20 protein-coding genes and 2 tRNA genes are annotated in these 23,162 nt (G+C 59.8%); 16 read left to right on the top strand and 6 right to left on the bottom strand.

Annotation, left to right across the window (positions count from 1 at the left end):
• Positions 1-8: 8 nt before the first annotated feature.
• The gene (locus HCR76_RS09145; protein WP_166993166.1) at positions 9-194 is read right to left on the bottom strand and encodes a hypothetical protein; all 186 of its coding nucleotides are present in this window, start codon (positions 192-194) and stop codon (positions 9-11) included.
• Positions 195-255: 61 nt separating this feature from the next.
• Positions 256-329: transfer RNA gene (locus HCR76_RS09140), tRNA-Gly, on the bottom strand.
• Positions 330-524: 195 nt separating this feature from the next.
• On the opposite strand from HCR76_RS09140, the gene HCR76_RS09135 reads away from it, so the two are divergent.
• The 7 genes from HCR76_RS09135 to HCR76_RS09105 all read left to right on the top strand — a co-directional run bounded on the left by HCR76_RS09135 (position 525) and on the right by HCR76_RS09105 (position 6,969).
• Positions 525-602: transfer RNA gene (locus tag HCR76_RS09135), tRNA-Pro, on the top strand.
• A 51-nt stretch (positions 603-653) separates the two neighbouring features.
• The gene (tig, locus tag HCR76_RS09130; protein ID WP_198248027.1) at positions 654-2,003 is read left to right on the top strand and encodes a trigger factor; all 1,350 of its coding nucleotides are present in this window, start codon (positions 654-656) and stop codon (positions 2,001-2,003) included.
• A 150-nt stretch (positions 2,004-2,153) separates the two neighbouring features.
• Positions 2,154-2,747, top strand: a complete 594-nt coding sequence (locus tag HCR76_RS09125; protein WP_166993169.1) for an ATP-dependent Clp protease proteolytic subunit — start codon at positions 2,154-2,156, stop codon at positions 2,745-2,747.
• A 19-nt stretch (positions 2,748-2,766) separates the two neighbouring features.
• The gene (locus HCR76_RS09120) at positions 2,767-3,435 is read left to right on the top strand and encodes an ATP-dependent Clp protease proteolytic subunit (RefSeq protein WP_166993172.1); all 669 of its coding nucleotides are present in this window, start codon (positions 2,767-2,769) and stop codon (positions 3,433-3,435) included.
• 143 nt (positions 3,436-3,578) lie between these two features.
• Positions 3,579-4,850 (top strand): ATP-dependent Clp protease ATP-binding subunit ClpX, encoded by a 1,272-nt coding sequence (gene clpX / locus HCR76_RS09115; RefSeq protein ID WP_166993175.1) that lies wholly within the window; start codon positions 3,579-3,581, stop codon positions 4,848-4,850.
• Between the two features lie 53 nt (positions 4,851-4,903).
• On the top strand, positions 4,904-5,722 hold the full coding sequence (locus HCR76_RS09110; protein WP_166993177.1) for a methyltransferase domain-containing protein: 819 nt from the start codon (positions 4,904-4,906) through the stop codon (positions 5,720-5,722).
• Between the two features lie 179 nt (positions 5,723-5,901).
• Positions 5,902-6,969, top strand: a complete 1,068-nt coding sequence (locus HCR76_RS09105) for an IS110 family RNA-guided transposase (RefSeq protein ID WP_244971361.1) — start codon at positions 5,902-5,904, stop codon at positions 6,967-6,969.
• Positions 6,970-7,274: 305 nt separating this feature from the next.
• Here the strand turns inward: HCR76_RS09105 and HCR76_RS09100 are convergent, their stop codons facing one another.
• A complete protein-coding gene (locus tag HCR76_RS09100; RefSeq protein WP_166990193.1) occupies positions 7,275-7,535 on the bottom strand; it encodes a hypothetical protein in 261 nt (86 codons plus the stop codon).
• 8 nt (positions 7,536-7,543) lie between these two features.
• Positions 7,544-10,120 carry a valine--tRNA ligase gene (gene valS / locus HCR76_RS09095; protein ID WP_166990191.1) on the bottom strand — a complete coding sequence of 859 codons (2,577 nt, stop codon included), beginning with the start codon at positions 10,118-10,120 and terminating at the stop codon, positions 7,544-7,546.
• A 182-nt stretch (positions 10,121-10,302) separates the two neighbouring features.
• Here valS and HCR76_RS09090 point away from each other — a divergent pair, with 182 nt between their 5' ends.
• From HCR76_RS09090 to ndk, 6 genes are all read left to right on the top strand, one after another.
• Positions 10,303-12,408, top strand: coding sequence for an acyltransferase family protein (locus tag HCR76_RS09090; protein ID WP_166990189.1), 2,106 nt, complete (start codon positions 10,303-10,305; stop codon positions 12,406-12,408).
• A gap of 123 nt (positions 12,409-12,531) precedes the next feature.
• The gene (locus HCR76_RS09085; protein WP_166990187.1) at positions 12,532-13,098 is read left to right on the top strand and encodes a TetR/AcrR family transcriptional regulator; all 567 of its coding nucleotides are present in this window, start codon (positions 12,532-12,534) and stop codon (positions 13,096-13,098) included.
• A gap of 216 nt (positions 13,099-13,314) precedes the next feature.
• Positions 13,315-16,662 (top strand): isoleucine--tRNA ligase, encoded by a 3,348-nt coding sequence (ileS, locus tag HCR76_RS09080; RefSeq protein WP_166990185.1) that lies wholly within the window; start codon positions 13,315-13,317, stop codon positions 16,660-16,662.
• Entirely contained in the window at positions 16,655-18,022 is a 1,368-nt protein-coding gene (locus tag HCR76_RS09075) for a bifunctional folylpolyglutamate synthase/dihydrofolate synthase (RefSeq protein WP_166990183.1), read from the top strand. The genes ileS and HCR76_RS09075 overlap by 8 nt, the downstream gene beginning before the upstream one ends.
• Positions 18,019-18,375 (top strand): DUF4233 domain-containing protein, encoded by a 357-nt coding sequence (locus HCR76_RS09070; protein ID WP_166990180.1) that lies wholly within the window; start codon positions 18,019-18,021, stop codon positions 18,373-18,375. The genes HCR76_RS09075 and HCR76_RS09070 overlap by 4 nt, the downstream gene beginning before the upstream one ends.
• Positions 18,376-18,792: a nucleoside-diphosphate kinase gene (gene ndk, locus HCR76_RS09065; protein WP_166990178.1), complete on the top strand. Its 417-nt coding sequence runs from the start codon at positions 18,376-18,378 to the stop codon at positions 18,790-18,792.
• Positions 18,793-18,859: 67 nt separating this feature from the next.
• Here ndk and HCR76_RS09060 read toward each other — a convergent pair whose 3' ends face one another.
• The gene (locus HCR76_RS09060; protein WP_244971360.1) at positions 18,860-19,474 is read right to left on the bottom strand and encodes a vitamin K epoxide reductase family protein; all 615 of its coding nucleotides are present in this window, start codon (positions 19,472-19,474) and stop codon (positions 18,860-18,862) included.
• A 298-nt stretch (positions 19,475-19,772) separates the two neighbouring features.
• Here HCR76_RS09060 and HCR76_RS09055 point away from each other — a divergent pair, with 298 nt between their 5' ends.
• A complete protein-coding gene (locus tag HCR76_RS09055; RefSeq protein ID WP_342357063.1) occupies positions 19,773-22,034 on the top strand; it encodes an Rne/Rng family ribonuclease in 2,262 nt (753 codons plus the stop codon).
• Between the two features lie 9 nt (positions 22,035-22,043).
• On the opposite strand, the gene HCR76_RS09050 is transcribed toward HCR76_RS09055, so the two are convergent.
• Positions 22,044-22,307, bottom strand: a complete 264-nt coding sequence (locus tag HCR76_RS09050; protein WP_166990172.1) for a DUF4031 domain-containing protein — start codon at positions 22,305-22,307, stop codon at positions 22,044-22,046.
• Positions 22,308-22,517: 210 nt separating this feature from the next.
• On the opposite strand from HCR76_RS09050, the gene rplU reads away from it, so the two are divergent.
• Positions 22,518-22,826 carry a 50S ribosomal protein L21 gene (rplU, locus tag HCR76_RS09045; RefSeq protein WP_166990170.1) on the top strand — a complete coding sequence of 103 codons (309 nt, stop codon included), beginning with the start codon at positions 22,518-22,520 and terminating at the stop codon, positions 22,824-22,826.
• 20 nt (positions 22,827-22,846) lie between these two features.
• Complete coding sequence (rpmA, locus tag HCR76_RS09040) at positions 22,847-23,104, top strand: 50S ribosomal protein L27 (RefSeq protein ID WP_166990168.1); 258 nt, start codon at positions 22,847-22,849, stop codon at positions 23,102-23,104.
• Positions 23,105-23,162: the final 58 nt, after the last annotated feature.

Here is a 23,162-nt window from a genome sequence, read left to right as displayed (position 1 = left end):
GGCCCCGCTCAGTTCTTCTCGGTGCGCTTGAGGCGTCGGCGATGCGCCCCCATCGCGGAGCCGAGGCAGACGACGCACGCGATCATGAGCATCGTTCCCGGACCGAACCGTCCGATTCCGAGCAAGACCCCTCCGACGAGAAAGCAGACGACGCCGGCGACGGTCCAGATCTTCTCGAGACGCGGAAGCTTCATGCCTGCCTGCTCCTGTCGCCTGTGATCTCGTATCGCTGACCGCACGTCGAACGGTGTTACATGGAGGGGATGACGAGAATCGAACTCGCACCATCAGTTTGGAAGACTGAGGCTCTACCATTGAGCTACATCCCCACGTGCCCAGGGGCACTCGAATATCGTAGTACACGTTTCAGCTTCTCGCGTACACTGATGTCGCTGTCGGCGTTCGTCACCGTGGGGCTATATCGCCCGATGCGGTAATTGTGCCCGAACGAAGTACAGTAGAATGCTTGAGGTCAATTCGCCTGCTTAAGCCTTGGTGAAGGTCCACAACCGGTTCGTTTGCGCCGGGGCGTAGCTCAGCTTGGCTAGAGCGCCCGCTTTGGGAGCGGGAGGTCGCAGGTTCGAATCCTGTCGCCCCGACCACGTACGTCCTCGTTCGAGGTAAGAATCCAAATCACAGGAGAACGCATAATCGTGAAGACCACGGTCGAAAAGCTGAACCCGACCCGGGTGAAGCTCACAATCTCGGTTCCCCCCGAGGAGCTCAAGCCCAGCATCACCAGTGCCTACTCGGCGATCGCGGAACAGATCTCGATCCCCGGTTTCCGCAAGGGCAAAGTTCCACCCGCGATCATTGATCAGCGTGTGGGTAAGGGTGCGGTCATCGAGCAGGCCGTGAGCGAAGGGCTCGATGAGATTTACCGCAAGGCGGTCGCTGAAGAAGACATTAAGACCCTTGGCCGTCCTGAAGCGGATGTCACCGAGTGGCCCAGCGACAAGGACTTCACAGGTGATCTGATCGTGAGCGTTGAAGTTGACGTTCGCCCCGAGTTCGAGATTCCCGCCTACGAGGGTCTCACAGTTGAGGTTGAGCCTGCAGAAGTGACCGACACCGACATCGACACAGCTCTCGATGAGTTGCGGACGCGGTTCGGCACACTCGTTTCTGTCGATCGCCCGGCGAAGACCGGCGACTTCGTGCAGATCGACTTGACGGCGACGATTGACGGCGAGGAAGTTGATTCGGCCAGCGGCGTCTCGTATGAGCTTGGCTCAGGTGAGCTGCTCGAGGGCATGGACGAGGCTGTCGAATCACTTACGGCCGGTGAGAGCACGACCTTCTCGTCTCCTCTGCTTGGCGGAGAACACCAGGGAGAAGACGCGGAAGTTGCCGTGACGGTCAGTGCCGTCAAGGAGCGCGAGCTTCCTGACGCAGATGACGACTTTGCTCAGATCGCCAGCGAATTCGACACCATCGGTGAGCTCCGCGAGAGCCTCGTCGATCAGGTGAAGGGTCAGAAGACATTCGGGCAGGGGACAGAAGCCCGTACAAAGGCTGTCGATCTTCTGCTTGAGGCCGTCGAGATTCCGGTTTCCGAGAACCTCGTCAATGCTGAGGTTGAGCGTCATCTCGAGAGCGAAGGCCGTCTTGAAGACGACGAGCACCGCGCGGAGGTCAGCGAGTCGAGCGAGAAGACTTTCCGTACGCAGCTGCTTCTCGACGCGATTGTCGAGAAAGAGAACGTGCAGGTGAGCCAGGAAGAACTTACCCAATACCTGATCCAGGGCGCGTCGCAGTACGGCATGGAACCGGGTGAATTCATCAAGGTTCTCGACGAGAACGGCCAGATCCCGCAGATGGTGGGCGAGGTAGCGCGCAATAAGGCTATCGCCGTCGTTCTCGGCAAGGCCAAGATCGTTGATACAGCGGGATCCGATGTCGACCTGACCGGATTCCTGCCGCCCGCTGAGGACGAAGCTTCAGAAGCCGGTGACGATGCATCGGACGCTGAGGAAGCTGCCGCATCTGACGAGACGAAATAGGAACCATCGTTCTGGGAACGGGATCGGGAACCGAAAGGTCCCGGTCCCGTTCTTGTCGGAGGGGATGATCTGCCCACGGCGAACACGACCCGTGTGCCGACCACTCCTCCACTAGATTCGTACTGTAGCGATAACGAAACGGAGCGCGACATGGCAGAGCCCCTTGTGGCCCAGAGTGTTTTTGACCAGCTTCTGAAAGACCGCATCATCTGGCTTGGTTCAGAAGTGCGCGACGAGAATGCCAATGAGATCTGCGCGAAGATTCTCTTGCTCGCCGCCGATGACCCGAAGCGCGACATCTTCTTGTATATCAACTCACCCGGTGGCTCGATCACGGCCGGCATGGCAATCTACGACACCATGCAATATGTGCCGAACGACATCGTGACTGTGGGAATCGGGATGGCAGCGTCCATGGGGCAGCTTTTGCTGACAAGCGGAACGAAGGGCAAGCGTTACATCACGCCGAACGCCCGCGTGCTGCTTCACCAGCCTCATGGCGGCTTCGGTGGAACCGCAAGCGACGTGCAGACTCAGGCGCAACTGATCCTCGACATGAAGCGCCGCCTCGCGGAAATCACGGCATCTCAGACCGGCAAGAGCGTCGAGCAGATCAATAAGGACGGCGACCGCGACCGCTGGTTCACCGCGGATCAGGCACTCGAATACGGATTCGTCGACCACATTCGTGCGTCGGCAACCGACGTGGCTGGCGGCGGCGGAACCGACAGCTCTCAGAAGTAGTCAGAAGAGGACGACAATAATGCAGACTCCCACCTTTGAAGCGGCAGGTCGCTCCCTGCAGATGCCGAGCTCGCGCTATATTCTGCCGAGTTTCGAAGAGCGCACGGCCTACGGCTATAAGCGTCAAGACCCATACGCCAAGCTGTTCGAAGACCGGATCATCTTTCTCGGCGTGCAGGTTGATGACGCATCGGCCGACGACATCATGGCTCAGTTGCTCGTTCTCGAGAGCATGGATCCCGATCGCGAGATCGTGATGTATATCAACTCGCCTGGCGGATCTTTCACAGCAATGACGGCGATCTACGACACGATGCAGTACATCAGGCCGCATGTTCAGACCGTCGTACTCGGGCAGGCAGCTTCGGCCGCAGCCGTGCTGACGGCAGCGGGCAGTCCGGGCAGGCGACTTGCGCTTCCGAACGCCCGTATTCTCATCCACCAGCCTGCTGTCGGCGAGGCCGGACAGGGCCAGGCCTCGGATATTGAAATTCAGGCTGCCGAGATTATGCGGATGCGCACCTGGCTCGAAGAGACGTTGGCTGCCCACTCGAATCGCTCGCAGGAGCAGGTTCACACGGACATCGACAGAGACAAGATCTTGTCGGCCGAGGAAGCATTGGAATACGGTCTGATCGATCAGGTGCTCACGAGCCGAAAAAATGCTCCGGCAGCCCTGACACAGTAGAAGAATGATTGAGAGGAGCGGCGGCGGGCGCGTGCCCGCCGCCGTTTCTTTGTATGACACACACGCGTCACGGTTCGCGTGCGAAGTCGGTCGAAGACGTTAGGCTCGTTCTATGCACAGCATCCAATTGAGGAGGCACGCCAATGGCGCGAATCGGTGAGAGTGCCGACCTGCTGAAGTGCTCCTTCTGCGGCAAGAGTCAAAAGCAGGTTCAGCAGCTGATCGCGGGCCCAGGAGTCTATATCTGCGATGAGTGCGTTGAACTCTGCAACGAAATCATTGAGGAACGCCTTGCAGAAGCCGGCGAATCTGCAACGGGCGAGTTCGAGCTTCCGAAACCACGTGAGATCTTCGACTTCCTCGAAGAGTACGTGATCGGGCAAGAGCCAGCGAAGCGGTCCCTCGCGGTAGCGGTGTACAACCACTACAAGCGGGTCAAAGCGCGCACAACGCTCACGAGCGCCGACAGCATGAACGAAGATGTCGAGATCGCCAAGAGCAATATTCTGATGGTTGGACCAACGGGATGCGGTAAGACGTACCTTGCGCAGACGCTCGCCAAGCAGCTCAACGTTCCCTTCGCCGTCGCCGATGCGACGGCGCTCACCGAAGCGGGGTATGTGGGCGAAGACGTCGAGAACATCCTGCTCAAGCTTCTGCAGGCGGCTGACTACGATGTAAAGCGCGCCGAAACTGGCATTATTTACATTGATGAGATCGACAAGATCGCACGCAAGGCCGAGAATCCTTCGATTACACGAGATGTGTCTGGCGAAGGCGTTCAGCAGGCACTTTTGAAGATTCTCGAAGGAACTGTTGCATCGGTTCCCCCGCAGGGTGGACGAAAGCATCCGCATCAGGAATTCATTCAGATCGACACAACAAACGTTCTGTTTATTGTTGCCGGGGCATTTGCCGGCTTGGAAGATATTGTGTCGTCGCGAGCGGGAAAACGCGGCATCGGCTTTGGCGCGCCGCTGCACTCTCAAGACGACAACGCAGACCTGTTCAGCGAGGTTCTTCCAGAAGATCTCCATAAGTTCGGTCTGATTCCCGAGTTCATTGGGCGGCTTCCCGTGCTGACGACGGTAACTCCGCTCGATCAGCATGCGCTCATGCAGATCCTGACCGAGCCTCGCAACGCGCTCGTCAAACAGTTTGAGCGGATGTTCGAACTCGACGGTGTTGAGCTGGAGTTTGAAAGTGACGCACTCGAGGCGATCGCTGACCTTGCCGTGGAGCGCAAGACGGGTGCGCGCGGGCTGCGGGCGATTCTCGAAGACGTGCTTGGCCCGATTATGTTCGATGTGCCATCAAGCGACAACGTTGCTCGAGTAATCATTACTCGAGAGTCGGTCACCGAAGGTGCCGAGCCGATTTTAGAGGCGCACGCACGACGCGAGAAGTCGGCGTAAACGACAGACATCGAGTGTGTCGCCGGCATGAGTTGCGCGGGTAGCCTTGGTATATGAGTGCACACGACCCTTATGTTCATGGACATCACGAAAGTGTTGTTCGTTCGCATGCTCGACGCACCGTTGAAAACTCTGCTGCTTATCTCATTCCATTCCTCACGGCGGGAATGCGTGTTCTCGATGTCGGGAGCGGGCCGGGAACGATCGCGGTCGATCTAGCCCGCAGAGTACAGCCCGGTCGCGTACTCGGGATCGACGTTGAGCCGCTGATGGCCGAGCGGGCAACGGTGCTTGCGGAATCCCAGGGTATTGGGAATGTGACGTTCGACACGGGTAGCGGCTACGAGATTGACTCGCCAGACGATACGTTCGATCTCGTACACGCTCATCAGGTGCTGCAGCACGTCTCGGATCCTCTCCGCGTGATGACCGAAATGCTCCGCGTGGTGAAGCCGGGTGGAATCGTTGCTGTGCGCGATGCGATCTATTCTGGATGCTCCTGGTACCCCGACAGCACAGGACTCGACAGCTGGCACACGACGTATCTGGCTGCTGCCCGTTTTGCGCACGGCGATCCCGACATCGGGAGGCGACTGCGCGCCCTCGCCCTCAACGCTGGCGGGACAATCGTGGCCTCGTCAGCATCCGTGTGGTGCTATTCAGCGCCGGAGGAGCGCGAGAGTTGGGGAAATACCTGGGCTGAACGCGCCACCGATTCACACTTCGCCGTGATGGCTCTGGAGTCTGGAGCTGCGCGAACCGATGATCTCGTCGTCATCGCACGGGCGTGGCGAGAATGGGCACGGGACGACGCCGGGTGGTTTGAGATTCCGCACGGCGAAGTCATCGCGCGAAAAGAGCGTCGCGTTTGACGCCGGACTAGACGATATGACTGTGGCTACCTCTTGACAAGGCTGAGGCCCCAGATCGCATGATCGAGGTTTACCAGCCGTGCCATTTGCGGGGCTCCAGCATAGGTGCTGGAGCCTTGACGGGGTTGGTCTTCCTCAGTCGATCTTGGAGGCCCCAGTTGAACATCTATCGTACTCACGTGGGTTTGGACGTGCACGCCAGGTCCATCGTCGCGCAAGCAATTCACAGCGATACCGGTGAAGTTACCTGGAAGAAGTTTCCCTATGATCCGGCCGCGGTGATCGATTGGGTCCGTGGTCTCGCAGTACCGGCTCTCACCACTTACGAGGCCGGCCCGACAGGCTATGATCTCTCCCGTCGCCTCACAGGTGCTGGCATCGCGTGCGTGATCGCCGCCCCATCGAAGTTGCAGCGTCCGCCAGGTGACCGTGTCAAAACCGATAAGAATGATGCTCTGCATTTGGCGCATCTCCTCCAGCTTGGACAGATCACCCCCGTGCGTGTCCCCACTATTGACGAGGAGACTGCACGCGATCTTGTCCGGGCGCGGGAAGACTGCCGCCATGACCTCATGGCCTCACGCCATCGTCTCTCAAAACTGCTTCTTCGTCACGGGCATGTTTACGACGGAGGTGGCACATGGACTCGCAAGCACGACGTGTGGATCCGGGAGCATCGCGCAGGCACAATCGCTTACCAATACGCGTTCGATGCATCCTACGAAGCCGTTGCGCAAGTCCTTGCCCGCAGAGACCGACTCGATGCCGAAATTGAAAGAATGGCTGATGCTTCTGAATTCGCACCTGTGGTGACCCGGTTGGGTTGCCTGCGTGGCATGGGTGCGCTCACTAGTCTCGCGCTTGCCGTTGAGATCGCCGATTGGGACAGATTCACCGGGAAAACAATTGGCACCTATCTCGGACTCACCCCGTCGGAATACTCGTCAGGAACTTCACGCAGACTCGGCGGTATCACCAAGACCGGCAATTCCCATGCCCGCAGACTCCTCGTCGAGGCCGCCTGGCACCACCGCAAACAGCTCCGACAGCAACCGACCTCAGCACTGACGCTCCGACAGCAAAATGCCTCACAGGAAGCCCGACTACGCGGACAAGCCGGAAACGAACGACTCCACAAGCAGTGGGAGAAATTCGTAGCCCGACGAAAGAAGGCAACAATCGCCAACGTCGCGATCGCCAGAGAACTCTCCGGCTGGTGCTGGTCACTCGCGATCATGACTGACTGACACCCCAGACCGCTGACACCACGACGGCCGTGAGGTCTGCGAACACGTGTGGAATGACCCGCTCTACTATTATGAACAGCCCATCAGCACTGACGGGCGACGCTCGATCTCTAGACCTGCGGCACCGCTCCACCATCGCACGCTTCGCCCTGCAGTAACCAACCTGCGCATATCAGTTTGACCGTGTTAACGTCGAAAGACACGTCAGACCCCACTCCGCCAGATGCCAGCAGAAACGGTCCCGGACAAGCCCTACACTTCCCGGGACCGTTTCACTCTGCCCCCTTGACAAAAACACCTACATATCAGTAGTCGTCGTCTCCATCGTCGTCGGTCTCTTGGCGGATTGTCGCTGTGTCTTCGGCACTGTTATATGTGACAACAGTGCCATCGTCGAGTTCAACGACAGGACGGCCCTCCAGCCACGTCAGAGTCCAGGCCCACGATTCGAACGAGACACCGTCGGAGCGCAGCTCTGCCTCGACGTCACCGACGGCACTCACGACGACGCGGGGCAGATCCGCCGGAACCTTGGTTCCCACGGACCAGCGTTTACCCAACTGCATGCGGTCCCCTATTCCTCAGCGGGCGGTGTCAGCACGATCTCTGAGACGGCGATGTCGTCGCCAGCAGTGAATGTGAGATGAGCAATGCGACCGACGGCTGCCAGGTCAGCGGCGGCGGCTTCAAGCGTGACGATGTGTTGGGAAGGAGCCGCAATCGTTGCGCGTTCGACCGAGACCTTCTGAGACACCTTCGCGTCAGTCTTCGCGCGGCGAATCCCGACGAGTGCGGTGCCCGTCAGCGCAAGAATATTCTCGTCGCCATCGACGGCGAGCTCGTCTGGCGTTGGCCATGCAGAACGATGCACGGAACCCTCGTTCCACCACGACCAGGCTTCTTCTGTGGCGAACGGCACGAACGGCGCAAACAAGCGCAGCAGCGTTGACAGTGCCTGCCGAAGCGCTGACACGGCAGAAGCCCTCGCCGGATTCGTCGTCTCGTAGGCACGCTCCTTCACCAGCTCGAGGTAATCATCACAGAATGTCCAGAAGAAGCTCTCCGTCACCTCGAGAGCGCGAGCGTGATCGTAGGATTCAAGAGCAGAGCTTGCTTCCGCCGTCACACGCTTAAGCGTCGCGAGCATGCTTTTGTCGAGCGGTTCGGTGACCTCGGCAGCATCCGATCCTTCAAAGCCCAAGATGAATTTGGACGCGTTGAGAATTTTGATGGCCAGCCGACGGCCGATTTTGATCTGTGTGGGATTCTGCGGGTCAAATGCAGCATCCGTGCCAAGCCGGGAGGATGCTGCCCAATACCGCACAGCATCTGAGCCGTGTTTGACGAGCATGTCGGCGGGGGTGACGACGTTGCCCTTTGACTTCGACATTTTCTTTCGATCGGGGTCAACGATAAAGCCAGAGATCGATGTGTTCGCCCACGGCTTCACGTTGTTTTCGAGCACGGAGCGCAGCATCGTCGAAAACAGCCACGTTCGAATAATGTCCTGGCCCTGCGGACGCAGATCATATGGGTGAACGAGGTTCCACAGCTCTGGGTCGCGGTGCCAACCACCGGCGATCTGCGGGGTGAGTGACGACGTAGCCCAGGTGTCGAGCACGTCGACCTCACCGATGAAGCCACCCGGCTCACCGCGTTGCGACTCATCGAATCCGGGTGCCGCATCGCTCGACGGGTCGACAGGCAACGTGCCGAGGTCGGCGGCGATGGGGGAGTCGTACTCCGCGTCTCCCTGTTCGTTGAGCGGATACCAGAGCGGAATCGGCACGCCGAAGAATCGCTGCCGTGAGACCAGCCAGTCGCCGCTGAGCCCACCGACCCAGTTCTCGTAACGTACGCGCATGAAGTCGGGGTGCCAGTTCAGCTCGCTGCCGAGTTCGAGAAGACGAGCCCTCAATTCTTCGTCACGGGCGCCGTTCGCGATGTACCACTGTCTGGTCGAGACGATCTCAAGCGGTTTGTCGCCCTTCTCGAAGAATTTGACAGGATGAGTGATCTGCTTCGGTTCACCGACGAGGTCACCGGACTCCGCGAGCTGACGCACGACCTCCTTCTTGGCAGAGAACACTGTCTTGCCGATGAGCTCACTGAAGGCAGTGCGCCCCGATGCTGAGATTATCGCCTCGGGAACCTCGTCGATGATGCGTCCGTCAATGCCGATGATCGTGCGATTCGGCAGATCGAGTTCGCGCCACCAGACAACGTCCGTAATGTCGCCGAACGTGCAGATCATGGCGATGCCGGCGCCCTTGTCTGGCTGGGCGAGGTGATGGGCGAGCACGGGCACCTCGACGCCGTACACCGGAGTCGTGACCGTTGTGCCGAAATACGGCTTGAATCTGTCGTCATCCGGGTGCGCGACGAGTGCAACACACGCGGGAAGCAGCTCGGGGCGCGTCGTTTCGATCTCGATGGTTCCGCCGTCTGGACGGTGAAATGCGAGCCGATGATACGTTCCCGGCTGATCCTTGTCTTCAAGTTCTGCCTGTGCCACAGCAGTGCGGAACGTGACGTCCCAGAGCGTCGGCGCCATCGCTTGATACGCCTCTCCACGCTGCAGGCTGTGCAAGAACGCGCGCTGACTGATGGCGAGCGACTCGTCGCCAATGGTGCGGTAGCTCTGGGTCCAATCGACAGAAAGTCCGAGCCTTCGCCACACGTCTTCGAACTGCTTTTCGTCTTCGACGGTCAGCTTTTCGCAAAGCTCGATGAAATTCCGCCGTGAAATCGGTTGTTGGTCAGCTGCCTTGATACTTTTTCCATCGCCGTTGTGGGGAGGAACAAAGTCTGTTTCGTAGGGGAGCGACGGATCGCATCGCACGCCATAGTAGTTCTGCACACGGCGTTCAGTCGGCAGACCGTTGTCGTCCCATCCCATCGGATAGAAGACGTTCTTACCCGACATTCTCTGGAATCGCGCGATCACATCGGTATGTGTGTAGCTGAACACGTGCCCGATATGGAGTGAACCGGATGCTGTCGGGGGCGGTGTGTCGATCGAGTAGACGCACGCACGACCGCCGGCAGCGGCATCCGTTCGATCAAATCGGTACGTGCCCTTCTGCTCCCAGGCGGAACCCCAGGTCTCTTCGAGTCCCTCGAGCGCTGGTTTGTCGGGAACAGTAGTCATCGTCGCATCTCCGATTCGATATAGACGGCACCGTGTGAACGTGCCTGGAAAGTGTATTCGTCCATCGTAGCCTCCCGGCGCCACTGCACGGAATGCGAGCACTCCCTGAATGCTCTCTGAGCATCACCGACACGTGCGACCCCTAAAGTGGGGGTAGTCGACGAATGGCTGGTGATCCACTCATGTCCCAAAAGACGAGCGGACGCACGACCGGAGTGCGGACCGATATACAGGGCTTACGGGCCATCGCCGTGGGCATCGTTGTGGTCTTCCACTTCGTGCCGGCGGCATTACCGGGCGGCTACGTCGGAGTTGACGTTTTCTTCGTCATTTCTGGGTTTCTCATCACGGCGCACCTTCTGCGCGAGATCGACGCGAGTTCGCGAGTGGACCTGCCACGATTCTGGGCTCGCCGTGCGCGGCGTCTACTGCCTGCGGCGCTACTCGTTCTCGTGCTCACCGTTGGCGCCGTGTGGGCCATCGTGCCCACAGGATTCAAGCCAAGTTTTCTCACGCAGGTAGCGGCGTCAGCCTTGTACGGGCAGAACTGGGTGCTTGCTGACCAGGCCGTTGACTACATGGCGGCCGAGGCTCAGGCATCTCCGGTGCAGCATTACTGGTCACTCTCCACGGAAGAACAGTTCTACATTGCGTGGCCCCTCCTGATTGTCGTCGCGCTGTGGATCGCGACGCGACTGCGCAAGACCCACCCGCATCGGGCTATTGGAATCACCATCGGTCTGATTGCGGTGGTCTCGTTCGCGTGGTCCGTCTGGCAAACGGCGTTCGACCCCTCTGCGGCATATTTCGTTACGACAACGCGAGCATGGGAATTCGCCCTCGGCGGCCTCACTGCCCTCGCCGTCGTCTCGCGTCCCGCCTTCTTCGAGTCAATACCCTCGAACATACGCAGTGGAATGGCGTGGCTTGGCCTCGGCGGCATTTTCGTGAGCGCGCTCGTTTACACCGGCGAGACCCCGTTCCCCGGGTACACGGCACTGCTTCCCGTTCTCGCGACGATTGCAGTGATCATCGCCCACGATCCGGTGACGGCGTGGTCTCCGCGCGGCATCCTCGCGGTGCGCCCGATGCAATGGCTGGGAGACGTCTCCTACAGCGTGTATCTCTGGCATTTCCCCATTGTCATCCTTGCCCCGTTCGTGTTGAAGCGGTCGCTGTCTGGCTTCGATCTGCTCGTCATAACCGCGCTAACGCTGGCTCTGGCCTGGGCCTCGAAGAACTGGATTGAAGATCCTGTGCGCATTGGGCTGACGTCGTCGTGGCGGCCACGCCTCACGTTCGTGGCGACGGCGGCTGCCATGGGCGCTGTCGTCGCGGTGACGTTCACCGGGGTCGGTGCTGCAGATGCGCAGGTTCAGGCGAGCCAAAAGAAACTCGAGACACGTGTCGCGAGTCAGGATCCGTGTTTTGGCGGAGCTGCGCTGGAACCCGGCTCGGACTGCATCATTGAACCCGACACCGCTGCTGTTCCCGACCCGGCTCTCGTCGACAAATCACCGGAACGGTGCATCACCAACACTCGCGACGATGAACTGAAGGTGTGCGAGTACGGCGTCGATGAAGACGATGCCGACCAGGTAATCGCGCTCGTCGGTGACTCTCACGCCGAGCAATGGCTGAGCGCGATGTCGTTGACAGCGGAGAAGCGAAACTGGCACGTCAAGGTGCTCACGAAAGCGTCGTGCCCCTTCATCGGGGTTCCTCGAGACGAGCCAGAGAAGTCGGATGCCGAGGTGTCCAGGCTCGTGGAGACGTGCAGCACCTGGAACGATGAGGCAATGGACTACCTCGACGAGCACTCGGAAATCGACACAGTCGTGACTTCGGCAAAGTCGTCGAACCCCGTTAAGCCTGCCGCAGGGGAGTCGTGGCAAGACACAGCGATCTCGGCCTATGAGGAGCGCTGGAGCGAGTTGCCGGACAGCGTCACGAGCATCATCGCTGTACGCGACACACCCCGAATGAGCAGCGACGTTTTGGGCTGCGTCACAGTGAGCGGCAAGCGTGCCGCTACCGAGTGCGCCGCTTCAGAAGACGACGCGTTCGGCGAGGATCCGCTTGCTGAGGCTGCAGACGCTACCGGGGACTCCCGCGTATCGCTCATTGATATGAGCGACTACTTCATTGTGGATGGCGAATGCCCTCCGGTCATCGGTGGAGTGCTCGCGTTTCGCGATACACATCACATCAGTTGGGTGTACTCGTCGACTCTCGCGGTTCCGCTCGGCGACAAGATCGACGAGGTCGTAGAGACCGCAGCCAGCTAAAACTGAGGCAACGAATACACATCTGCTCAACTCGCGCACTGTGAAAGAATAGCGGCGTGACGGGCGGGGGTCAGAATGGCTGAAAAACAGCGTGTAGGTCGGCCGCGGAGGTCTTCTCGACGGATGCTTGAAGAAGCGGCTGCAGAGCTGTTTCTCGAGCAGACGTACGAAGGTACGACAATCGACGACATTGCAAACCGATCGGGCGTCAGCCGCAATACCTTCTTCAACTATTTTTCGTCGAAGAGCGACGTTCTCTGGGTCGATCTGGATGAGACGGTCAGTGCGCTGGGCGGCATCCTCGGTTCTCTTTCTCCCAACGGAGATGTTCTTGGTGACGTCGAAGCCGCTCTCACGAAGGTGGCCGCCGAGCATCCGTCCAACCGGGTTCCGTGGGCGCTGACGCAGATCGACCTCATGGGCACGCGTGACGTGCTTCTGAGCTCCGGAATGGTGAGGTTGCTTGCCGTTACCGAACTCATCACGTCGTTCATTCGTGCTCGAAGTGGCGCGAGTGTGCGGGCTGCGACGGCCGCGGCCGCCCTGACGGCTGCTGCCGCCACGGCGGCAGCACAGTGGGCAGGCGACGGCGTCAGTCGGGGCCCGCTCGACGTATACGTTCGCGAAGCCATCGCGCCGATCTGCGTGGGGTTCGCACCGCATTTTGAACGGGGCGGCCACAAGCAGTAACACCACGTAGCGTCAACCGGTTAGACTTGCCGTAGCGACAGCGATCCGGACATCACCGGGGAGTCTTCGGAAGAACGGCACATGTGCCCAGTAGAACCGAACGGGGCTGGCCCGTCACAGCCAAAGAATAAGCGGCTCGAGCAATCATCGGGCAAGTGAGGTGGTACCGCGGCATTGCCGCCCTCGCAGGAGAATAGACGACCTGCCAGGAGCGAAATGCCGTACCCCCAGTCAGACGACACCACCCACACGGGATCCGCTTTCGGAGTGACCCCCTCACCGTCGTTTCCGGATGTCGAGATCTCTGTGCTCGACTTCTGGAAGAAGGACGGCACGTTCAAGGCTTCTATCGAACAGCGCGAGGGTGACCCGGAGTGGGTCTTTTACGACGGCCCGCCCTTCGCCAACGGACTTCCGCACTACGGGCACCTGCTCACCGGGTATGCGAAGGACGTGTTTCCACGCTTCCAGACCATGCGCGGAAAGCAGGTTCACAGACGTTTCGGTTGGGACACCCATGGTCTGCCGGCAGAGCTTGAGGCGGAGCGGCAGCTGGGCATCACCGACAAGTCCCAGATCGAAGAGATGGGCATCGCGGCATTCAACGAAGCTGCACGCTCGTCTGTGCTCCACTACACCGGCGAATGGCAAGAGTACGTCACCCGTCAGGCCCGATGGGTGGACTTTGACAATGACTATAAGACGCTCGACATCACCTTCATGGAGAGCGTTCTGTGGGCGTTTAAGACGCTTCACGACAAGGGGCTCGCCTACGAGGGGTACCGCGTGCTCCCCTATTGCTGGCGAGACCAGACGCCATTGTCGAACCACGAGCTCCGCATGGACGACGATGTGTACAAGGATCGTCAGGACCAGACGCTGACGGTGACGTTCCCCCTCACCGGATCGAAGGCGGACTCTCTTGGGCTCGTCGACGTCAAGGCGCTCGCGTGGACGACGACGCCGTGGACTCTCCCGACGAACCTCGCTCTCGTCGTCGGCCCCACGATCGAATACGCGGTGGTTCCCTCTGGCCCGAACGGCGCATCAGACACGAGCGGCGACGTTACGGGCGCGGACAGCTACCTGCTGGCCTCCGACCTCGTTGGAGCGCACGCGAAGGAACTGGGGTATGAATCTGCGGATGCTGCACAAGCTGCCGTTGTGCGCACCATTGTTGGATCCGAACTCGCGGGCGTCACGTATGCGCGTCTCTTCGACTACTACGCCGACGCCCCGACCTGGCACACGGAGAACGCGTGGCAGATCCTCGTCGACGACTACGTGACGACGACGGATGGCACCGGAATCGTACATCAGGCGCCTGCCTACGGTGAAGACGACCAGCGGGTGTGTGAAGCCGCGGACATCCCCGTGATCCTCTCGGTCGACGACGCGGGGAGGTTTCTCTCGAGCGTCGCTGACGTCGCGGGGGAGCTTTGGTCTGACGCGAACAAGACACTGGCACGGATGCTGCGCGATAACGGCCGTGTGTTTCGGCAGGCCAGTTACGTTCACTCGTACCCGCACTGCTGGCGGTGCCGCAATCCGCTCATCTACAAGGCAGTGTCGAGCTGGTTTATCCGCGTTTCCGAGTTCCGCGATCGCATGGTCGAGGTTAACCAGGAGATCACGTGGGTGCCTGACAACGTGAAGGACGGTCAGTTCGGCAAATGGGTGGCGAATGCACGCGACTGGTCGATCAGTCGCAATCGCTACTGGGGGTCACCGATCCCCGTATGGAAGAGCGACGACCCGAATCACCCGCGCGTGGATGTGTATGGGTCCCTCGACGAGCTAGAGCGCGACTTCGGTGTGCGTCCAACTGATCTTCACCGCCCGTATATCGACGAACTCACCAGACCGAACCCAGATGACCCGACGGGGAAATCGACAATGCGTCGCATCGAGGACGTCTTTGACGTGTGGTTCGACTCGGGATCGATGCCCTACGCCCAGGTGCATTACCCGTTCGAGAACGGCGAGTGGTTCGACACGCATAACCCGGCAGATTTCATCGTCGAGTACATCGGACAGACGCGAGGCTGGTTCTATCTTCTTCACGTTCTCTCGACCGCGCTCTTCGACAGGCCAGCATTCAAGAACGTCGTGAGCCACGGCATCGTGCTCGGCAGCGATGGGCAGAAAATGTCGAAGTCGCTGCGCAATTATCCTGATGTGAACGAGGTATTCGATCGCGATGGATCCGACGCGATGCGATGGTTCCTCATGTCAAGTTCTGTATTGCGCGGCGGAAATCTTGTCGTGACCGAAGCCGGTATCCGTGAGGGTGTCAGACAGCTCCTCCTTCCGCTGTGGAACACCTGGTACTTTTTCTCCTTGTACGCCAACACGGCCGTCGAAGGCGGATACGCCGCAGAAGCGAGAACTGATTCGGAGGATGTTCTCGACCGATACATTCTCGCTAAGCTCCGACAGCTCGTCGAGAGCGTCACGGTGGATCTCGACAATTTCGACTCGACGCTGGCATCAAACACGCTGCGTGACTTCGCTGATGTGCTTACAAACTGGTACGTGCGACGGTCTCGTGATCGCTTTTGGAAGGGCGTGGGTGCTGATGGCACGGGACGCGATGCCTTCGACACGCTCTACACAGTGCTGGAAGCACTCTGCCGAGTTGCCGCGCCCATGCTGCCGCTCGTCACGGAAAAGGTCTGGAAGGGGCTGACCGGAGAACGAAGCGTCCACTTGACGGACTGGCCGCGCGCCGAAAACTACCCGGCGGACGCCGAACTGGTCGCCGCGATGGATCGTGTGCGCGAGATCAGCTCGGTTGGGCAGGCACTGCGCAAGCAGGCAGGCCGCCGTGTTCGTCTTCCGCTCGCCGAGCTCACCATTGTCACGCCATCTGCCAGCGCACTGAGCCCGTTCGAAGACATTTTGCGCGACGAGCTCAACGTCAAGAACGTCACTCTCGTCTCTCTGACGGAATCTAGCGCGGTGGACTTCGGCATCACGTCGCGACTGACAGTCAATGCGCGTGCAGCAGGACCTCGTCTCGGCAAGAACGTGCAGCACGTGATCAAGGCGGCGAAGACAGGCAACTGGACCGAAGTCGATGGTGTCGTGACGGCTGGGGGCATTCAACTCTCTGCCGGTGAGTACAGCCTGGTACTTGAGACCGCGGATGCCGGTGAGGACACCGCACTTGGGCTGCTTTCTGAGTCGGGATTCGTTTTGCTCGACACGACAACCTCTGTGGACCTTGAAGCAGAAGGTCTCGTCCGTGACATGGTGCGTGCCGTGCAGGACACGCGTAAAGAAGCGGGTTTCGACGTCAGCGATCGCATCAGGCTCGATCTCGTGTTCGAGAGCGAGGCGGATGCCAGTGCCGTCACGCAGGTCACTGCCGTCAGTCTTGCGGCAGAAACGCTCGCCGTTGCCTTCAACGTGCACGTCGAGAGCGATGTCAGCCAAGGCGATCTCGCCGCGGAACTTGCCCAATTCGCACCGGAACACACACACACTGTTGCTGGCGGAGACTTCGCCAATGCTGGCCGCGTCTCCATTGCCGTCAGCCGAATCAAGGAGACACATGTCTGAGCCGCTCGTCGGAAGCGCAGGATTCGCCGCGGCTGCGGCGGACGTCATCGCTGAGCTCTTCGCGCGCACGGGGGAGGGCAGGCCGCGCCCGCGGCTCGCACCCACGCGTCGCGTCGTCGAGTTGCTGGGGGATCCTCAACGTGCGTACCCGGTGATCCACCTCACGGGAACCAACGGCAAGAGCAGCACATCTCGGTTCATCGAGAGCATTCTTCGCGTGCACGGACTGCGCACGGGGCTGTTCACCAGCCCACATCTGCGTGTCTTCAATGAGCGAATCACGATTGACGGTGAGGCGATTTCCGACGAGAAGCTCGTAGAGAACTGGCACGACATCAAACCATACGTTGAGATGGTCGACGCGGAGCTTCGGGAGGCGGGGGACGTGCGCCTGACCTTCTTCGAGGCCCTGACGGCGCTCGCGTTCGCCTGCTTTGCCGACGCCCCTGTCGACGTCGCCATCATCGAGGTTGGAATGGGCGGCGAATGGGACTCGACGAACGTTGCGGATGCATCGGTCGCGGTGTTCACACCTATCGATATCGACCACAGCTCAACTCTCGGAGGAACGATCGCAGAGATCGCCTCAACGAAGGCCGGAATTATCAAATCAGGGTCCCGTGTGGTCTCGGCGGTGCAGGTACCTGCAGCCCTCGCGAAGATTGATCAGGCTGCTGCCCAGGTGGGAACACACGTGGTGCTTGAAGACCGCGACTTTGTGCTGTCGAGCGATGTGGTTGCTGTCGGTGGACAGCAGATCACCGTGCACGGGCGAGCGGCCGCCTACGAGAGTCAGTTCCTCCCCGTCTTCGGAGACCATCAAGGCCATAATGCGGCACTGGCGATCGCCGCGTGTGAGACATTCCTTGGCGATGGCACGGTCGCGCTCGACGCTGACGTTCTCGCTCAGGGCCTTGGTGAGGCAACGACTCCCGGTCGCCTTGAAATCGCAGGGACCCAGCCGACGATCATCGTCGACGCAGCCCACAACCCGCACGGGGCACGCTCACTTGCAGCAGCGCTCGAGCGATACTTCGATAGTGAGCACATTGCGCTCGTCATCGGCGTGCTCGACGACAAGGATGCTCGAGGCATCCTGAGTCACCTGTTGCCCCTCTCGGAACGTGTATTCACCACGCAGGTCGAGTCGGAACGAGCTCGTGACGCCGAAGAGCTCGCAGCGGAGGTGCTGCACGGTTCCCCGGATAAGCCGGTGTATTCATATGACAGCGTTGACGAATCGCTGAGCATCGCTCGTGATTGGGCAAGCGAAGAGCCCGGACGTATCGTCGTCGTTGCCGGCTCGGTGATTCTCGCTGGGGAAGCGCTGCTCGTCATCGAGGATCGGGACTGGTCGTGAGACGAGGAGGAGTCAGGGCGACCCTCGGGGCCATCGTCTTCAGCGCCGAGCTGCTGATCGTTTTTCTGGCTACCCTTGTCGCATACGGGCTCAATGCGGTGGATCCTGTCACAGCGTTCGTTGCTGGCGGCATCCTGTGCGTTCTGATGGTTGCCGTGATTCCTGTGCTGCGATTTCGTTGGGGCGTGGTCTGCGGCTGGGTGCTCCAAGGCGTTATCGTTGCTACCGGCATCGTGATGCCCCAGATGTACGTCGTCGGCGGGCTGTTTCTGATCATGTGGATCTATTGCATGATCGTCGGCACCCGGATCGACAGAGAGAAGAACCACAGGTTCGAGGCAGGAGAAAGCTAAATGGCAGTTGAAGAGACACTTGTTCTGGTGAAGCCGGATGGGGTAACACGCAGCCTCACAGGTGAGATCCTCCGTCGCATCGAGGCGAAAGGGTACTCACTCGTCGACATTCGGATGGTTCGAGCAGACAGAAACCTTCTTGCCGCCCACTATGCAGAGCACGAGGGTAAGCCGTTTTACGAGCCGCTTGTCGAATTCATGATGTCGGGCCCCGTCGTTGCCGTGCGTGTGGCCGGCGATCGCGTGATCGAAGGATTCCGCTCGCTCGCCGGCACCACCGACCCCACGACGGCGGCTCCCGGTACCGTGCGTGGCGATCTGGGACGCGATTGGGGGCTCGCTGTACAGCAGAACCTCGTGCACGGCTCGGACAGTCCGGAGTCTGCGGCTCGTGAACTGGATCTCTGGTTCAGTTAGCTCCTCGAAGTGAAGCGCCGCCGCGGTCTCTGGAGCGCGGCGGCGCTTGTGTCTCTGGTGGGATGAGCTAGAAGATGTAGCTGATCACGTCGAGACGCACCTGCGCAAGAACCGCGATGAGCACGTATGCCATCAGCGTAATGAGCGGGGTCCAGCCGGCGAGCGTCGCACCAAGGCTTCTCAGTCGAGTGCCTCTTCCGAATGCGCCGATCTTCAGAAGGTGAAACGTGACTGCGAAGAACGATGGAATCATCACGGACCACGTGAGCATGCACCACGGGCACAGCGAACTGATGACATAAATGCTCTGCGTGATGAACCAGGCGACAAGGCACACGCCGAAAACGAATCCAGCCCAAGCAACGAGCCAGAACCAGCGGGGGAAGCGTGCTCCGGCAAGCAGTGCGACGCCGAGGACGATGGGAACCACCCAGCACGTCAGTCCGATGAGCGGATTGGGGAACCCGAAGACGGCACCCTGGTCGGACGCCAAGTTCGTGGTGCAGCCGATCAGAATGTTGAAGTCGCAGCCGAGTTTCGCATCCGGATTCTCCAGCTGAGTGAATTTGTCGAGAGTCAGGGCAAAAGCGGCGATCCATCCCGTTATCCCCGCGATGATGAGAAAGATCGCCAGGGCAATGGGACGGGCATCATCAAGTGCTGCGTCGCGCGATTCGTTCACGTTCGGGATTATGGCACAGGCCGCTGTGTCGAGGGCACATGAGGCAGATCGCGGGGTAACGTGCGATAATGGCACAGTCGTCAGGTGAACCGCGCTTCGCCTCCCGGCAGATAAAGGCTTATTGGGCACAGATTGCCCAGTGTTGTAATTCGGTCGGAGTGACCGAAAGTTCGCGATCAGGGCGTCAAGCCGATTGTGATCAACAGGAGTGTGGAGGAGTTCGCTGAGGCGCATCTTCCCTTTGAGAGTTCCCGGATGGATGGCGCGGCTGTCCGTCCGGTCGAGGAGTGCACCAGAGATGGTGGAAAAAGAAAACACGACAGATGCCGTTGACCCCGTTGAGGAGTCAATTGAGACGACAGACACACAGAAAGTTGAATCAGCAGAAGACGCTGTGAGCACGGTTGCTTCCGAGGAGCCACGCGGAGCGGCTCCGGGCCAAGGTGCGGACGGTGACGCCTCAACGACGGGCGTAACCAGCACCGAGAACACCGAGGTGCCAGCCGAGACAGCAGCAGCAGGCCCTCCGTCTACACAGCTCATTTTCAAAGCTCCGGAGATCAGACCGCTGCCGCCGCTTCCTAAGTCGACCGATCGTGATTCGGATGACGACGGAAACACTCGTCGGCGGTCCCGTCGTCGGAGAAACGGTGACAGCGACGGGTCGCCTCAGAGTGAGCCGGAGCCGATTACCGAGCCGCAGAAGGTCAAGGGCTCAACGCGGCTCGAGGCAAAGAAGCAGCGACGTCGTGATGGCCGGGATGCCGGTCGCCGACGTACCGTTGTCACTGAGGCCGAATTCTTGGCGCGACGTGAGTCCGTCGACCGCAAGATGATCGTGCGGTCGAAGGGCGGTCGGATTCAGATCGGCGTGCTCGAAGATGATGTTCTCGCTGAGCATTATGTTGCCCGCTCGCAGGAGTCTTCGCTCATCGGGAACGTTTATCTCGGAAAAGTGCAGAACGTGCTTCCGAGCATGGAAGCGGCGTTCGTCGACATCGGCCGCGGCCGCAACGCCGTTCTGTATTCGGGTGAAGTTGATTGGGACTCCGTCGAGACCGGGAACCAGCCACGTCGCATTGAACTGGCGCTCAAGCCAGGCGACAAGGTGCTTGTACAGGTGACGAAAGATCCCGTGGGGCACAAGGGTGCACGACTGACCAGCCAAGTATCGTTGCCTGGCCGCTACCTCGTCTATGTGCCGAACGGATCGATGAACGGCATCTCTCGAAAACTTCCCGACACGGAGCGTGCCCGCCTCAAGAAGATTCTCAAGGCGATTCTTCCCGAGAACGCTGGAGTGATCGTCAGAACGGCAGCCGAAGGCGCCACGGAGGAGCAGCTTACACGGGATGTAAGCCGACTCACCTCTCAGTGGGAATCGATCCAAAAGCAGGTGGAGAGCGGACAGGCTCCCGCGCTCCTCCATTCAGAACCTGATCTGCTCATCAAGATCGTTCGAGACGTCTTCAATGAAGACTTCCACAGCATGGTGATCGCCGGCTCTGACGCCAAACAGACGATCGAGAAGTACTTGAGCCAGGTTGCTCCTGACTTGCTTGAGCGCGTAGAGAGTCATGATGGCAGTAAAGACGTCTTCGACGAGTACCGCATCACCGAGCAGATTGAGAAAGCACTCGATCGCAAGGTCTGGCTGCCGAGTGGCGGATCTCTTGTCATCGACCGCACGGAAGCGATGACCGTCGTTGACGTGAACACGGGAAAGTTCGTGGGATCGGGAGGCAACCTCGAAGAAACGGTCACGAAGAACAACCTTGAGGCTGCTGAGGAGATCGTGCGTCAGCTTCGACTGCGGGACATCGGCGGCATAATCGTCGTGGACTTCATCGACATGGTGCTTGAGTCGAACCGTGACCTTGTTCTTCGCCGCCTCGTCGAGTGCCTCAGCCGTGACCGCACAAAGCATCAAGTTGCTGAGGTCACGTCGCTCGGCCTCGTGCAGATGACCCGAAAGAAGCTCGGTCTTGGACTTCTGGAGACGTTCAGCGAGGCGTGCGACGCGTGCGCAGGACGTGGAGTTGTCGTGCATCACGAGCCGGTGACGAAGCACCGTCAGTCGAGTTCTGACAACGGCGGACGTAAGCGTCGCGGCAACGGCGGTGGCTCTCACGGAGGCAACGGCAACGGCGGTGGGCAGCATTCGCAGAAGTCGGCGGGGGCCGCGCACTCGATAACGGATGACGCCAAGAAGGCGCTATCGCAGATCGCCGCGAGCACGATACACCCCGACACCGACTCGGCCGAGAAGCAAGTGAGCACTGCAGACGGCACAGGTGATCACGAGAAGGTTGCGATGCCAGACTCGTCAGAGCAGGGGAACTCTGTAGCGATTCTCGATATTCCCATCGAGCCCGCGCAGCATGCGTCGCGTCCAATAGATAAGCGCGAAGCCGAGGACCTACTCGGTTCCGTACTCGATTCGCTTCCCGAGCCGAAGAAGCCCGGACACGGCCGCAATCGCTCACGTCGTGTCACGACGGCAGCTCTCACGGGCACCCCAGTTTCTACGAGCGACGACACTGATTCCTCGGGAGCATGACGTTCGTCGTCAGCGGTCCCGTGCTTTGACGCGGAGGCCGCTGGCGATGAGCCTGCGCGTGAGTTCATTTGCCGTGACTGACACTGCGCCAGCGGCCACTAACTCATCGTGACGGGTAGCGGGGACGTCGTAGTGGTCTCGATCGAAGCTTCGCCGTGGGAGTGTGTTCAACGCGGCAAAGGCGTGAAGCTCGTCGATCGCAGTGTCACTGACCAGATGAGACCACAGCGTACCGTGCGCCGGCCACAGGGGCGGATCAATCAAGATGGTCATGGTTCCTCATTCTAGGAACACGCGAGCGGTTCATTTGTCGAAACTCCGCCTCATGAAGTAAACTCGATCGTTGGTGACTGGCTTATCCCCGTGTCGCCACATGGTTTTCTGACAGGCACACCTCTTTTCCCGCTGGGTATGTCTGGAGCAGTGACTTTTCCTTTGACAGACAAGCGGAGCTTTCGCTCCTCAGAGAAGTAGGTAATCCAAGTGGTTTACGCAGTTGTGCGCGCCGGTGGTCGGCAGGAGAAGGTCGAAGTCGGCACCATCGTGACGATGGACCGTATTCAGGCTGACAAGAATGGCAATGTCGAGCTTGCAGCAGTGCTGCTCGTCGACGGTGACACGGTCACCACCGATCAGAAGTCACTCGCCAAGGTTAAGGTCACCGCTGAGGTTCTCGGCGACCTGCGCGGTCGAAAGATCCACATCCAGAAGTTCAAGAACAAGACCGGTTACAAGAAGCGTCAGGGGCACCGTCAGGAGCTCACACGCGTCAAGGTCACCGGAATCAAGTAAGGCATCGAGGAGATAACGAGATGGCACACAAGAAAGGTGCGAGTTCAACTCGCAACGGTCGCGACTCGAACGCCCAGCGCCTCGGTGTAAAGCGTTTCGGCGGCGAAAGCGTCAACGCAGGCGAGATCATCGTTCGTCAGCGTGGCACCCACTTCCACCCCGGCGCCAACGTTGGTCGCGGTGGCGACGACACCCTGTTCGCGCTGTCGAACGGTTCGGTCGAATTTGGAAACAAGGGTGGCCGCAAGGTCGTCAACATCGTGACGGTCGACGCCTAGTCGACGAGAGGTTCACATCAGGGGCGGGCATTTGCCCGCCCCTGTCCTATTTCCGGCA

This window comes from Paramicrobacterium chengjingii, from assembly GCF_011751765.2.
Lineage (GTDB): Bacteria > Actinomycetota > Actinomycetes > Actinomycetales > Microbacteriaceae > Paramicrobacterium > Paramicrobacterium chengjingii.
This window is presented reverse-complemented; position numbering and strand designations above follow the sequence as displayed.

Excerpts from the sequence above, each read along its gene's own strand:
- ndk (WP_166990178.1), top strand. The coding sequence starts at position 18,376 with ATGGCAGTTGAAGAGACACTTGTTCTGGTGAAGCCGGATGGGGTAACA.
- HCR76_RS09055 (WP_342357063.1), top strand. The coding sequence starts at position 19,773 with ATGGTGGAAAAAGAAAACACGACAGATGCCGTTGACCCCGTTGAGGAG.
- HCR76_RS09120 (WP_166993172.1), top strand. The coding sequence starts at position 2,767 with ATGCAGACTCCCACCTTTGAAGCGGCAGGTCGCTCCCTGCAGATGCCG.
- rpmA (WP_166990168.1), top strand. The coding sequence starts at position 22,847 with ATGGCACACAAGAAAGGTGCGAGTTCAACTCGCAACGGTCGCGACTCG.
- HCR76_RS09085 (WP_166990187.1), top strand. The coding sequence starts at position 12,532 with ATGCTTGAAGAAGCGGCTGCAGAGCTGTTTCTCGAGCAGACGTACGAA.
- HCR76_RS09100 (WP_166990193.1), bottom strand. The coding sequence starts at position 7,535 with ATGCAGTTGGGTAAACGCTGGTCCGTGGGAACCAAGGTTCCGGCGGAT.
- ileS (WP_166990185.1), top strand. The coding sequence starts at position 13,315 with ATGCCGTACCCCCAGTCAGACGACACCACCCACACGGGATCCGCTTTC.
- HCR76_RS09090 (WP_166990189.1), top strand. The coding sequence starts at position 10,303 with ATGTCCCAAAAGACGAGCGGACGCACGACCGGAGTGCGGACCGATATA.
- HCR76_RS09075 (WP_166990183.1), top strand. The coding sequence starts at position 16,655 with ATGTCTGAGCCGCTCGTCGGAAGCGCAGGATTCGCCGCGGCTGCGGCG.
- HCR76_RS09125 (WP_166993169.1), top strand. The coding sequence starts at position 2,154 with ATGGCAGAGCCCCTTGTGGCCCAGAGTGTTTTTGACCAGCTTCTGAAA.
- valS (WP_166990191.1), bottom strand. The coding sequence starts at position 10,120 with ATGACTACTGTTCCCGACAAACCAGCGCTCGAGGGACTCGAAGAGACC.
- HCR76_RS09050 (WP_166990172.1), bottom strand. The coding sequence starts at position 22,307 with ATGACCATCTTGATTGATCCGCCCCTGTGGCCGGCGCACGGTACGCTG.
- clpX (WP_166993175.1), top strand. The coding sequence starts at position 3,579 with ATGGCGCGAATCGGTGAGAGTGCCGACCTGCTGAAGTGCTCCTTCTGC.
- HCR76_RS09110 (WP_166993177.1), top strand. The coding sequence starts at position 4,904 with ATGAGTGCACACGACCCTTATGTTCATGGACATCACGAAAGTGTTGTT.
- HCR76_RS09145 (WP_166993166.1), bottom strand. The coding sequence starts at position 194 with ATGAAGCTTCCGCGTCTCGAGAAGATCTGGACCGTCGCCGGCGTCGTC.